This window comes from Candidatus Brocadiia bacterium, assembly GCA_041658285.1.
In the GTDB taxonomy this organism is placed as follows: domain Bacteria; phylum Planctomycetota; class MHYJ01; order JACQXL01; family JACQXL01; genus JBBAAP01.
This window is the reverse complement of record JBBAAP010000002.1, coordinates 1-15,083: the sequence shown is the minus strand read 5'-3', so window position 1 is coordinate 15,083 and position 15,083 is coordinate 1. Positions and strand designations below refer to the sequence as shown.

Annotated in this window: 7 protein-coding genes; all 7 read left to right on the top strand. The window is 49.5% G+C overall.

The features are described 5' to 3' along the window. Window positions 1-17 precede the first annotated feature (17 nt). Window positions 18-1,070 (top strand): N-acetylmuramoyl-L-alanine amidase, encoded by a 1,053-nt coding sequence (locus WC980_02040; GenBank protein MFA5793841.1) that lies wholly within the window; start codon window positions 18-20, stop codon window positions 1,068-1,070. Window positions 1,071-1,222: 152 nt separating this feature from the next. Continuing rightward, window positions 1,223-2,608 (top strand): sensor domain-containing diguanylate cyclase, encoded by a 1,386-nt coding sequence (locus WC980_02035; protein MFA5793840.1) that lies wholly within the window; start codon window positions 1,223-1,225, stop codon window positions 2,606-2,608. Window positions 2,609-2,620: 12 nt separating this feature from the next. Then, entirely contained in the window at window positions 2,621-3,622 is a 1,002-nt protein-coding gene (locus WC980_02030; protein MFA5793839.1) for a Gfo/Idh/MocA family oxidoreductase, read from the top strand. A 129-nt stretch (window positions 3,623-3,751) separates the two neighbouring features. Further along, on the top strand, window positions 3,752-4,453 hold the full coding sequence (locus WC980_02025) for a hypothetical protein (protein MFA5793838.1): 702 nt from the start codon (window positions 3,752-3,754) through the stop codon (window positions 4,451-4,453). Window positions 4,454-4,501: 48 nt separating this feature from the next. Next, entirely contained in the window at window positions 4,502-6,370 is a 1,869-nt protein-coding gene (gene argS / locus WC980_02020) for an arginine--tRNA ligase (protein ID MFA5793837.1), read from the top strand. 184 nt (window positions 6,371-6,554) lie between these two features. Further along, a complete protein-coding gene (smc, locus tag WC980_02015; GenBank protein MFA5793836.1) occupies window positions 6,555-10,295 on the top strand; it encodes a chromosome segregation protein SMC in 3,741 nt (1,246 codons plus the stop codon). 205 nt (window positions 10,296-10,500) lie between these two features. Continuing rightward, window positions 10,501-15,083: DUF6531 domain-containing protein (locus tag WC980_02010; protein MFA5793835.1), on the top strand; the 4,583-nt coding region annotated here is incomplete at its 3' end.

The window sequence follows — 15,083 nt, the reverse complement described above, 5'->3', positions numbered from 1 at the left end:
CTATTGTCATTGATAATATGAAGACTCTAAAATTTATCATTTCTATTCTGGCTGTTTTGGCTGTTTTGTCAGCTCAATCAGCCGTTCCGGACGAAAAAGTTTCATACGTGCCGTTGAACAGTTTGGCCGAAAAGTATAATCTTGCTCATGAAAAAGATAGCCTGACCGGGCGGGAGATATTTTCCGGTAATGGGTATATTCTGGTGGCCAGTATCGGAATGTCCAGTATGTTGGTAAATGAGAAACTTGCCGTTTTGAATGACCGGATAGAATCGGTTGACGGGGAGATAGCCGTTTCTGCAAGAGACATCCCCAAAGTAGAATTATTGTTAACGGATACATCTTCCCATGAACCTGACGACAAATCAAAAAAAACCAAACGGAATCTCAAGAAAATAGTGATAGACCCGGGACATGGCGGTTCATTCCGAGGCTGTAAAGGGGTGAATGGATTAATTGAAAAGACAGTTACGCTGGATGTTTCCAAAAGGTTAAAAACATTACTTGAAAAAGAGGGTATTAAAGTGGTTTTAACCAGGGAGCGCGATACGTCGCTTTCACATAACCTGAATGACGATCTTCAACGCCGTGCTGATGTTGCTAACCGTGAACAAGCAGATTTATTTCTTTCTATTCACTGTAACTGGTCAAGTAATCCCAGTATTGAAGGATTTGAAATATATTATTGTGATGAGAAAAACTCCGGTCAACCTTCAGTGACTTCCGGTAAAGCTGGCACGAATAAGGCTTTGAATAAAGAGAATAAGGCCATACTCGCCTATTTGCTGAAAGATGAGTATAAAAGCCAAACTATGGAAATAGCCAAAGAAGTTAAAAGCAAACTCAATGATTTGCCCACAGAGGATCGCGGAATTAAAAAAGCCAATTTTAGGGTAATCAAACAGACTAAATGCCCGGCGATTTTGGTAGAGATGGACTTTATTTCCAATAAAAAGAAGGCTCGCAGCCTTTCCAACGAGGAATATCGCCAGGAAGTAGCCAGTAAACTCAAAGAAGCTATCATTTCTTACGATAACAAGCTTTTGAGCATAAATAAGTCCGAAAAATAGGGCATCCAACCGGCAATTAGGCTATTAATTCACTATACGGAATTATTACGAAAAAGGTTGCCAAATCAAATCCTATTTGATACATAATAATATTATAATTAATAGGGGAGATTTTATCGCGGCAGTAAGTAAAAGTATTGAAAAGGTAAAATATGGTTTTTCTAGGTAGTGATATTTACCACAAGCTTTTCGAGAACTCCAATGACCCGCAATATGTTCTCGACTTGAATACGGCCACTTATATTGCCGTTAATTCGGCGTTTTGCTCATTAGTTGGATATGCCAGAGAAGAAATCGAAGGTCATTTGACGCTTAAAGATATAACTCCAACTGAGGATTTTCCTTTAATACAGCAGATACAAGAGCGCCGCAAGAAGGGAATAGAAACCGAGCGATATCTTTATCGCATCAAGATTAAATCAGGCGAGATTAAACCAATAGAGGTTAGCGTCCGTAAGATTAGCTACAGTAATCAGGATTTAATAGTCGGATCCTGGCGTGACCTTAGCGAACGCATGTCTCTGGAAAAAATCTTACGCGAGCGTATTCGGGAAAGCGCTTTAGCTACCAACCGGATAATGGCTTTGACGGAAAAAATAAAGGGAGTTCCCCTGGTTACCACGGCTCTTTTGAGAGCTTCCTCCGAGAATTCGCTGATAGAGTATTTATGTAAGGCTCTTTGCGAGCAGCGCCGATTTGCCATAACCGGAGCGGCCATATACTTGAGGGTTAATAACCATTTAGAACAGCGGTTTAGCCTGAATATTAAAATGCCCAAGCGGGTGGATATCAGGAAGAATCATCCGTTGGTAGAATCACTGGAATCCGAATCGATATCCGAACATATAACCGAAATAATAACGCTTCCGATAAGAGGTAAAAACGAACCCATCGGAGTTATGCATCTCAGGTTTGACCCCAAGGAGCGTGAATTGCTCCAGGGTAATCCCATTACCCGGAAAGGGTATCTTGAAGTAATTAAAACAATCAGCGATATTTTAGGCTTGGCTGTAGAAAATATAAGGCTGGCTACGGACCTTAAGGAGCTTTCCATTAAAGACGGCCTGACCGGGGTATACAACCGGCGTTATTTTGATAAAGCTATCAGCGACGAGTTCAAACGGGCTAAGAGATACGGCCGCCAGATAGCATTGCTTTTCCTGGATTTGGATAGTTTTAAGCAGATTAACGACAAATACGGGCACAAGCAGGGGGATGTGATGTTACGGGAATTTTCGTCATTGCTTGGTTTCCATAGCCGTAAAATAGATATTATCTGCCGCTACGGCGGGGATGAGTTTGCTATTATTCTTCCTGAAACATCGCTTGAAGGGGCTCTGGCAAAAGCCGAGGCTCTTAAAGCAAACACCAGGAAGCACGCATTCACAAACCTGAAAGACAGGCGCAGGCCGTTTCATATCAAGGTTAGCATCGGAGTTAGCGCTATGACCAAGAGAACAATTACCCCTGACCAGCTGGTGTTGATTGCTGATAACGACCTATTCGCCCACAAAGGCATATTTAAAACAGGTTCTTAGAAAGGATTCACCATGCCGGATAAAACACTTAAAATAGCTCTGATTGGTTACGGCTATTGGGGCCCGAATATCCTGCGTAATATCATGGAAAACCATATTGCCGATGTGGCTTATTGTTGCGATATGGACAAGGCCAAGCTTGAAAAAGCTAAACGCCGTTATCCGGCTGTCAATACCACGACGGACGTCAAAACAGTATTCAACGACCCTGATGTTGATGCCGTGGTAATAGCCACGCCGGTAGCCACGCATTTCCCGCTGGCCAGCGCCGCGCTTAATGCCGGCAAGCATGTCATGGTGGAAAAACCTCTGGCCGCTTCCGTAAAGGAGGCTGAAGCCCTGGTTAAACTGCAAAAAGACAAGAAGCTCATCGGTATGGTAGGGCATACTTTTATATATTCGCCGCCGGTTATTAAGATGAAGGAAGTGATTGATTCGGGAGAACTGGGCAAGATATTTTTCATCTCATCCCGGCGCGTTAATTTGGGGCTTCACCAGAAAGACGTCAGTGTCATCTGGGACTTGGCGCCGCACGATTTCTCGATTCTTTTCTATCTGTTGGGTGATGAACCGTTGGAGATCAGGGCTATCGCCCGTGATTGCATCAAGAAGGGCTTGCCCGACGTGGCGTTCATCACCATGAAGTTCCCGGACGGCCTTATCGGGAATATCGAGGTTTCCTGGCTGGCGCCGACTAAATTGCGCCATACCACGGTGGTCGGCTCTAAGAAAATGCTGATTTACGACGATACCGAATCGGTCGAGAAGATAAAAATATTCGACCACGGCGTGGACTTTAAGGACCCGGAGAGTTTCGGCGAATACCAGCTGTCGTACCGGACCGGCAATATCCTGTCGCCCAAGATAGCGACTTTCGAGCCGTTGAGCGCGGAACTGTCGCACTTTGTGGATTGCATCAAGACGGGCAAGACGCCCAAAACTGACCTGGGTATGGGTTTGAAGGTGGTCCGGGCCCTGGAAAAAGCCGAGCAGTCCCTGCAATTGAAGAAATAACCCGGATTATTTACCCCGATAATTTCAGGGTGAATAATGTCCGTTAGCCTCGCAGGGCAGATTGAATCTGATCGAGAGGCTTATGGCCGGGGGATCCCGCGAAGAATGCGGGATAAACAAGGCGTTTGAATGGAATATAAATGCACTGATCCTGTTTGCTCGCACCATCACGCGCTTCCTCCGGAAAAGAATAAGATAAAGTGGATACTCCGCGAATTGGGAGCCCATTTGCCTTATTCGATATTCAGCGCTATTGCCAGTCTGATAGTATTGGCCGTCCTGACGGCCACCGGCCTGGTTGGTCATCTGCTGACATTTTTCCATTTATTCCATCCGACCCATTTGTTCCTCAGCGCCACGACCACTACCGCCATATTCTGGTCGCGCGGCAAGCCGGGCGGATTGAGGTTTATTTACGCCGCCATTATCGGCATCACCGGCAGCGTGCCGTTCTGCACCTTAAGCGATATTATTTTCCCCTATACGGCCGGTACTATATTGAAACACCAGATGATTTGGCATCTCTGCATTGTCGAGGACTTCTGGCTAATTATTCCGTTCGTAATCGCGGGGATAGTTGCCGGGATGGTGGCCGGCCAGTACCGCGAAACCAGCACTTTCTTCTCGCATTCGGCGCATATTTTCATCAGCACCACCGCGTCGGTTCTTTACCTGATAACCTTCGGGCTGACCGACTGGACCAATTATGTCGGTTGGATAGTGGTGATACTTTCCGTTTCAGTTCTCCTGCCTTGTTGCCTGAGTGATATTGCTTTTCCGATGATATTCATCCGTTCCAAGGACCAAAAGGGCCAAACCGGGCCGGGTTAATCGGTAAAATAATATTGACAAGCGGCGGTTTTCGCATAAATTACAAATATGGTTAAACAGGAAATCATCAATGCCGTAAAGCCGGTCCTGGCTGGGATAATACCCGGTGATGACGTTGAATGGCTGATAGAAAAACCGGTCAATCCGGCCATGGGCGATTATGCCATGGCCTGCTTCAGGCTGGCCAAGGCGGTAAAGAAATCGCCTAATGAGTTGGCTGTCCAGATTGCCAATGCTGTACAGCCGACCGGGCTCATAGAAAAGGTCCAGGCCGTCGGCGGTTACGTCAACTTCTTCATAAACGGCCCGAAACTGGCCGACCTGCTCCTGCCCGGAATAGGCGTAGATTACGGTAAATCAGGCGATGGCAACGGCAAGACTGTCGTCATCGATTACTCCTCGCCCAATATCGCCAAGCCCTTCGGAATAGGGCACCTGCGTTCCACAGTCATCGGCAACGCCTTGTATAAATTATATTCAGAGCTGGGCTACAGATGCGTCGGCATTAACTTCCTGGGAGATTGGGGCACCCAGTTCGGCATGATGATTGCGGCTTTTAAGCAGAACCCTGAGTCTGAGAGACCTGATAATCTATCAACTGCATTTTTATCAAAGCTCTATGTGGATTATAATGAAAGATGCAAGAATGATCCAGGGTTATTAGAAAATGCGCGTAAGGAATTCAAGAAATTAGAGGACGGCGATAGAGAAAATAAGGCTTTATGGGAAGTATTCAGACTTAACAGCGTAAATGAATTCAATCGAATTTATGGGATGCTTGGGATTAAATTCTCGTATCCTGTTGACGATATAGCAGACCTTGACAGATTAAAAACGCACGCCCAGATTTATTTAGGCGAATCGTTTTACCAGCAATTCATTAATCAGACCATTAAGGAAATAGAAGCCAAAGGATTGACCAAGATAAGCGAGGGTGCTCTGATAGTTGACCTTGAGAAGTTTGGAATGCCGCCGTGCCTGCTGCGTAAAGGCGACGGCGCCACGCTCTACGCCGCCCGCGATATAGCCGCGGCTATCCACCGCTATGATACCTATAAATTCCATAAGCTGATTTATGTGGTCGGTTCGGACCAGAAACTGCACTTCAAACAGTTCTTTAAGGTGCTGGAGCTGATGGGTTATGACTGGGCCAAGGACTGCGTCCACGTGGATTTCGGCCTGGTGCGCCTCAAAGGCGAAAAGATGTCCACCCGGCGCGGTAGCACGGTCTTGCTGGAAGACGTCCTGAACGAGACGATAGATCTTTCCAGGAAGGCCATGCAAAACCGCAAGGATGAAATCCAGGAAAAGGTCAACCCGGAGCATGTCAGCGGCATTGCCCAATCCGTCGGTATCGGCGCGGTCATATTTAACGACCTCAAGAACCGGCGCATCAAGGACGTCGATTTCGATTGGGACCAGATGCTGGCCTTCGAGGGCGAGACCGGCCCGTACCTGATGTATACCCACACCCGGCTGGCCAGCGTGTTGAAGAAGTTTAGTGGCAGTTCGATGGAGCCTTTGGCGCCAGAGTTATCCCTAGATCCTGAGGGGTCTCGGGACGAGAACCCGAACGGGCTGCCACATTATCCCGACTATTCCGTCGGGAATAGTAGCGAAGGCTCTTCGCCGGTCAAATTGGATATGCTCAAGGAACCGGACGAGGGCATCCTGGTCAAGCGGCTTGAAGAATTCCCCGACACCATCAAGAAAGCAGCCCAAGAATACGAGCCGTCCATACTCAGCAACTATCTCCTGGAAATCAGCTCCGTATTCAACCGTTACTACCATTACCACCGGATAATTTCCGATGATAAATCGCTTACTTCGGCGCGGATATTGCTTTGCCGGCGGCTCAAGCAAACACTTGGAAAAGGGCTGGCGCTTCTGGGCATTTCTCCGTTGGAAGAGATGTGAAAAATAATCGTAAATCGCGCCGCCTGAACGGTCTGTAGCCCAGTATTTATAGGGATTTCCTGTTTATATAAAAACCTTGTAAAAACTTCAGGTTATAGTTGTTTATGCCGATAATAACTATATCCAATTTTGATTGGAAAACCAGATAAAACCGCCGGGAAACGGTTGACTTATAGACAGTAAAATGAAGCTTTCAAAACTGCATCTTCAGGGATTCAAATCATTCGGTAACCCCACCCAGTTTGCTTTTGACGACGGCGTCACGGCCATCATCGGGCCGAACGGATGCGGCAAGAGCAATGTGGTCGATGCCTTTAAATGGGTGCTGGGCGGGCGGAGCACCAAGTCGCTCCGGGCCGAGGAGATGCTCGATGTCATATTCAACGGCTCAGCCGGGATGAAGTCGGCCGATTACGCCGAAGTGGCATTGACCTTCGCCAATAATACCCGCGACCTGCCCATAGATTACGACGAGGTCACCGTTTGCCGCCGGCTTTACCGGTCGGGCGAGAGCGAATACATCCTAAATAACCAGGCCTGTCGCCTAAAAGATATCCGCGAGCTGTTTATGAATACCGGCGTGGGTATGGAATCATACTCCATAATCGAGCAGGGCAAGGTCGATTTTATCCTGCGTTCCAATCCCAAGGAAAGGCGTTCATTGTTCGAGGAAGCCGCCGGCATAAGCAAATACAAGGCTAAGCGCAAGGAAACCGAATCCAACCTGGAAAAGGTGGGTCAGGATTTAATCCGGCTGGCCGACGTCCTGCGCGAGATAAAGCGCCAGATTCGGAGCATCAAGCTGGCCGCCACCCGGGCCGAGAAATATAAATTAATCCAAGCGCAATACCGCGAAAAGAAGAACCTGCTCAACCTGCGTCAATACCACCAGTGGCAGTCCGGCCGGACCGAGATCTCCGGCAAGATGGCCGTTCTGGAGGCGCAGCGCCAGGAAATGACGGCTCAGCTAGCCGGTTTGGAAGCGGAGATTATCCAGTTCGACAAGGAATTGATAAACCTTGATAACGAGCTCCGGGTCAATCAGGACAAGTTGGTTGATTTGGGTGCGGAAATAGCCACGGCCAGCCATAAAATAGAATCATCCACCCAGCGCCGTGAAGAGCTGCTGGTCGAAGAGGAACAGACCAAGCAGTCCCTGGCCGCCAATACCGAAAAAGGCCTGGCCAGCCGCAATAAACTGGTCGAGATGATGCACCAGCTTGAAATCACCCAGAACGAGCTGGAAACCATAAGCAATAACATCGGTGACAAGCAGAATGTCTTCAGCCAGATAGAGGCCGAAACGGCCCAGGCCGTCCAGAGCCTTGAGGCCAAGAAGTCCGAGATAATCGGTCATAACCAGAAACAACTCCAGTACCAGAACGAGTTGTCCGGTCTTCAGAACGAGCTGAGGATTCTCACCGGCAAGCGCGAGCACCTGGTTTCGCGCAAGAAAGCTATTGCCGAGGAGAGGGAATTCATCGCCAAACAGCAGGAACTCCTGTCGGTCGAGGCCGGTCAGGTCCTGCAATCCATAAATTCGGTCAAATCGGAAATAGGCCAGCAGGAGGTAATCCTTAATTCCTTCAAGAGCGACCTGGCCCAGATTCAGGACGAGATTTCCCGCAAGAGCGCCGAGTTGCACCGGACCCAGTCCCGCCAGGAGATACTGATGGACCTGGAATTGCATAACGAAGGCATCAGCGGCGGGGCGCGGAGCGTGCTGGCCAAGATAAAATCTGAGCCTAACTCATTGGGCATCGTTTACGGCATCGTGGCCGATATGATAGACGTCAAGGAAGAATACCTGATTGCCGTGGAATCGGCTCTCAAGGAGCTTTCGCAGGCCATCGTGGTCCATTCCTTCGCCGACGCGCTCAATATCCTGCAATACGTGCGCGATAATAACCAGGGCAACGTGACCATCATCGCCCTGGACGAGATTTCCACCCAAACCAGCCAATCAGTCGAAGGAGTGGCATTGCCCAGCGCCTTGTCAATGATAAATCCCATCGGCACCTCGCCGCTGTCGACCGAAGATTTCGCCCGCCTGCAGAAATGCCTGCTGGGCGATTACTGCGTGGTCGAGGACGTGGCGGTGGCGCGCCAGCTGGCCAATAACGGCCGCTCGGCGCTGACTCTCAAGGGCGACGTCTTCAGGCCCAATGGCGTCACCTCGGCCGGGGAAACCGCGTCCGGACTGGGCCTTATTTCACGCAAGACCGAACTCAGGCACCTGGCCGAGCAGATACCCCAGATTCAGGAATCGCTCAAGCTCCTCCAGGAACAGCAGGTCAATAAGTTATCCGAACTGGAAAAGATAGAGGCAACGCTCCAGAAGCAGAGAATCAGCGTCTACGAGTTGAACGTGGCGCTGGATAACAAAGGCAAAGAGGTTGACGGACTCAACGGCCGTGCGGCCATACTCGCTAAGGAATCGGAGATAGTCGAGCTGGAATCGCAGGACGCCGAAGCGCAGATAAACTCCGTGGCCGAACGGGCCACGGTCACGGCTCAGGTGATAAAAGACATCGAAGTGATGATAACGGCGGCCAATGCCGAATCCGAAGAGCTCACCCGGATGATTAAACTGCATCAGGACCGCAAGCACGCCGTCGAAGCCGAGATAAGCGACCTGAAAGTGGCCCGGGCCACCGCCGCCGAGAAGAAAGAATTCTGCGCCCGGACCGTGGAACAGCTCAACAGCGATATCCAGCAGGCCGACCTGCTGCTCCAGAGCATCGCCGACAGCCTAGCCGAGATACGCAATAAGATAACGGCCATCGGCGAAGCCATCGTTACCGAACAGGCCACGCTCAGCGCCAAGGAAACAGAGCGCCAGAACGTCCAGCAGGTCATCCAGAACCTGACCGAACAGGAGACCGGGCTCAAAACCTCGCTCCAGGCCCGGAAGACCCGCGAGAACGAGCTCCAGCGCGATATGCAGAACCTGAACACCGATTACAACGGGCTTACATTACAGGAACGCGAATACGCCCTGAAACTGGAAAACCTGGTTGAAAAGGCGCGAGAAGAGACGGCCGGCGACCTTAAGGCCGATTACGATACAGCCACCGAAGAGACCAAGGCCGCTTTCTCGGCCATAGTCCCGGAAGAAGTGGCCCGCCAGATAGAAGAGCTCCGGCGCGGGCTGGATTCAATGTCCGCCGAAGGAGTCAGCCTGTCCGCCATAGACGAGCTCAAGTCGCTCGAAGAACGGCTCCAGTTTATGACCACCCAGGAACAGGACCTGGTGAAATCCAAGGAATCGTTAAGGGAGCTCATCCGCAAGATTAACCGCGAATGCAGGGAGAAGTTCGAGCAGACCTTCAATCTGATACAGGAAAACTTCAGCCAGATATTCAGGAAGCTCTTCGGCGGCGGCAAGGCCGAGCTGATACTCATCAGGGAAGAAGAAGCGCCCAAACCGGAAGGGCAGTCCGCAAATGGCGAGGCACCGGCAGCTGAAACACCGGCCGCCGGCGCAGTTGACGCCAGCGCACCGGCGCATACGCCCGGCAACGATATTCTTGAGGCCGGCATAGACATAATGGCCAAACCGCCCGGAAAAGAGCCGTCATCCATATCACTGCTGTCCGGCGGAGAAAAGGCCCTGACCGCGCTGGCCCTGGTAATGGCCATATTCAAGCTCCAGCCCAGCCCGTTCTGCATACTGGACGAAGCCGACGCGCCGTTGGACGAGCACAACACCGACCGGTTTGCCGGGCTGATAAAAGAATTCGCCTCGACCTCTCAGTTCATCGTCATAACGCACAACAAGAAGACAATGATGGCCGCCGACGCGTTATACGGGGTGACTATGTCCATTCCCGGCGTATCCAAGAAGATATCCGTCAAGATGATAGACGAGGTCAAAGCGATTTATAAGGATGCCCCCATCCCGTCAAATCCAGGAAATAACTAATCTTGTCTTATTAAATAATCACACCGAAAAATAATATAATTGCTTGACGAAACTTTCAATCCTAGTATAGTACTTACATATATTACATAGGAGGCAGTAGCACAATAATGAGCAATTTGCAGATACACTCAAATCATAATCAACACTACCATAGCGGCAGTGTCGTAATTATAAATAAATTATAATGTAAGAAAGGAAAGGCCTTATGAAGAGATGCAGCAGTAGCTGGAAGAACATCGCGGGATACCTGGGGTTGGTTATGGCACTGGTTATCATTGCGCAGGGCAGTATCTTTGCTTCTGCGGGCGATAAAACCGTCAGCAAAACTGAAAACGATACTTATATGGAACTAACCGTTCCGGTGGTTGCCGGATACGGAAGCAGTTTCAAGGTGAATTTGTATGCTCAAGCCGAAGCGGGCGCGATGTGTCTTTCCTGGGTGCTTTATGAAAACGGTGTCCAGATAGCCGGGCAGGGATTTGGTCAGACCACTTTAATATATGAGACTACTAGAATTGCCCAGCGCACTCCGGCTACATATCTTTTTAAGGCCAGGTCCATCGGCGGCGCTCACGGCTGGCCGTCATACAGCGAGTTAACCAATTCCTGCAATAGCGATTTTTTGGTAGGCACAAAGAGACGGGAATTGGGCACCAAGGTTTTCTCTGCCAGCGTCGTGGACGTGGCCAGCGGTAACCTGAATCTTGATTATGACATAACCAATATTGTCCCAACCAACAACCTGCCTCATAATTTTACCGTTTACTATAATAGCTTAGATACGGAAAATGACTGGCCGGATACCTACCGTCCGCTCGGCCAGAAATGGACCCATAACTTCAACCAGCGCCTGAGACTCGATGGCAATATCATTACCCATGTTGAAGCCGACGGCCGGAGGGTGTTTTATCAGGACGCTGATTTGAACGGAACTTTTGAGTCCTTGGCTCCTTACGGGGCGTATTCGACCATTGCTTGGAATGGGACCACCAGCGAATATACCCTTACCCGGAAGGATAAAACTTTCCTATTATTTAACTCCCAGGGATTTCTGAAAAGGATACAAGATCGGAATGACTATTTTGTTTTAGTAGAATATTACACAGGCACGAATAAAATCCAAACAATCACCCTGCCCAATGGCCGGACCATCGGCATTACTTATTACGATGATGATAAGATATATCAGGTTATTGACCCGGCTACTACAGTGACCACCTTTGAATATAATACGAGCGGATACTTGAGCGCGGTTTATAAGGGTACCGGCGCTAATGAATGGCGTCGGGATTTCACCTACAAGAACACTCCGCTTAACTATCTGGTTTATCAGGTAACCTCGGCCATCAGCGTCAGCCCGGCCCAGAGCGACACCGTCGAATACAACTATGACGGCCTGAACCGGGTTGTTAATGTAACGCGCAACATTGACGGCGCGCCGGCAACCAAGACCTATAATTATCTGGACCCGCTGACCCAGACCGAAATAATAGACTTCGACCTAAAGTCAAGCACGGTAAACTTTACTTACGAAACTGCTACTTTGCAGGACCAAACCGATGCTTTGGGCAACAAGATTACCAGTGTGTTTGACACTAACGGCAATCTTACGGAATACAAGGATGCCCTGCTCAAATCCACGTTTTATGGATATGATACCCGCGGTAACGTTATCCTGGTAACTGATGCTTTGGGTAACCAGACATCTTATGATTATACCATAGACGGTGTGCCGGATACGATTAATCCCGACCTGCCCAAGAAGATAACCGTCACTCGCGTAGTTTGGGGTGTTCCCAGCAGTTCGGTTGAAACCACGTTCGCCTACAACTCCAACGGCAATATGACCCAGAAAGTAGAAGCGTCTAACTATGCTTATGCCCAGACTACTGATTATGCTTATTATACAACAGGTTCAAATATTGGAAAACTGCAGATGGAAACTAAGTATCCTTCAGCCGGAGTATCAATAATCACGGAATATACTTATCTCAATGGTTATCTGGATACCAAAACAGTTGACTCGGTCGTCGGTGGATTAAATCTCCAGTTCCATTACCTCAGGAATAGCCGGGGTCAGGTGACCAGGGAATACGACAGCCGCTACTATCCGGCTGACCAGACCGTTTATACCGAATACCAGTATGACATCCGGGGCAATAACACCTTCATCATCAGGCCGACCCGGGCCGGGGCAACCGTCACCACTAAAATGGATTATGACCTGATGGATAACCTGATAGCCCGGACCGAGGACTATACGGCATTGCCGGCCAATGGTAAAAATGTGGTCACCAAATATAACCGCGATAACCTGGGCCGGTTGACATCAACCGTAGTGGATTATGGCGTCACCGGTAAGTTGAACCTGACGACCGCTAATCAGTATTACAAAGAAGGCCGGATAAAACAGGTTACTGAGCCCAACGGCGCAATAACCGGCTATACCTATTATGACAACGGTTGGCTGGATACCGTCACCAAAACACTCAACGGCACGGATTCGGTCACGACCAAATACGAATATTTTGATAACGGCAGGGTTCAGTGGGTGATCCTGAATCAGGGCACTGAGGCCGATGAGCGCATTACCGGATATACCTATACCGACCGGGGTGAAGTCAGCACCGTTACAGTTAAGGCAGAAAATGGGGTTGATTATACCACGACCTATAACTACCCGATAAACAGCCCGAACCTGCCGGACTGGGTTCAGGATGCTCGGCTCAATAAGATTTATTATTACTACGATGCCCTTGGCCGGGTGGCTTATTTCCGTACGCCCCAGTCCAACATCACCACGGCATACCAGTATGACCAGGTCGGGCGCCAGACCGCGGTTATCGGCCCCTGGCATGATACAAACCAGGACGGCAGTGCCTCCGGCGAATACACCGATATACCGCATTTGGTGCCGGCAGCAACATATAATACATTCTATGATAAGGCCAACCGGGTAAGCGAGACCTGGGTCACCGGCTACCCGCATACATTTTATTACTACAGCAAATTAACCGATAAGACCATCCACTGGGTGCAGTCTCCGGTGGATACCGGCGTGACACAAATAGTTGAGTCCTATTATGACCAGGGCAACCGCCTGATGAAGACGATAGTCGACCCGGGCACGCCCCCGGCCAACCTTAACGAAACGACCTATTATACCTATAATACCCTGGGACAGGTTGAAGATGCCACCACCGCTTACGAAACGGCTCTGGCCACAGTGACCCATTCCGAATACGACAACGTCGGACGCCTGAAACTGCAATATACCGGCAGTCTGACTTATGCTACCAGATATGATTATGCCTTTAATACCGATGGTCTTCTTATTACAATAACCGATGCCGAAGGCTATACGGCAATACCGCAGTATTATACAACCTCTCAGTATGATAAAGGCGGAAGGCTGACAAAAGTAACAACAGCCAAGGGCGGCAATAACTATACTCGCTATGAATACGACAGGGTCGGCAACCGCACCGGAGTGTATTACTATAAGGATACCGCCGAGGTTGCAACCACCTACACTTATTACAAGAATAACTTGTTGCACACGGCCGACTATCCGGGTTACGGGCCGCTGGGCACCGAGCGCAATGTCGTTACCTATGTCTATGACGCCAACGGTAATCTCTATACTAAAACCGACTTCGGCGCCGCCCATACCATCACCCACGGTTATGATTTGAATAACCGGATGATAAGTAAATTCTATCCTGAGACTTCCCCGACCTACAGCGCCTCATTTAGCTATGATGCCCGGGGAAATACCCTGACGGCAATTGACCCCTATACGAACCTGGAAAACGTGTTTGACGTCCTGGGCCGGTTAACATCCGTAACCTGCTACTTGGCCACTCCGGCCAAGGTGGTCAGTTACACCTACTTTGACGACGGCACTCGCAAGACAATGGTTGATAACGACAACAGCATAACTATTAGCTACACATATGACAAAGCCAAGCGGTTGCTTAACGTCAAGCGCAATACCGTAAACGTCGGCACCTATGTGTATAATGCCCTGGGGCTCCGGACCCGGCTGACCTACGGTAATAATGCTTGGACCGAATACGGCTACCATCCGACCACTCGCTGGCTAACATCCGTGATCAACAAACGCTGGGTGGCTCATAATATCATCGCCTCCAGCTTTGCCTATACCCACGACCTCGTTGGGAACCGCAAGACCATGACCCTTTTGGGCGGGGACGTGGTAACATATGACTATGACGATAATTACCAGTTGCTGTCCGAAAGCAGGGTTGGAGCCAGCCAATACAGCATTTCCTGGATTGACACGGTAACCGGCGTAAGTTATGACCAGGCCGGCAACCGCAAGGTGCAGATAATGGATGGCGTCCGGACGGATTACGTCTATAACCACGCCAATCAGTTGACCAGCGAAACCGGCGGCATTACTTACGAATACGATGCCAACGGTAATCTAGTCACCAAGAAAGTCAATACCGTTACCGTAGCCCAATGGGGTTATGACTGGGAAAACCGGCAGATATCTTTCACGGACATAAATATCCCGACCAACAACAGCCAGTATTACCACTGCGTATTCAACAAGCGCATCAGCAAGGTGGTTAACGGCGCGGCCGAACGGTACCTGTTTGACGGGGCCAACGTGATAGCCGATTACGATGACACAGGCGCGCTTATGGCCACCTACATTACCCCGTTCCTGGATGATAATCTATATGTCAACAGGTATGTAGACAGTAACTGGCAGACCTACTACTATATGCACGACGGGCTCGGTTCGGTTTCGAATAT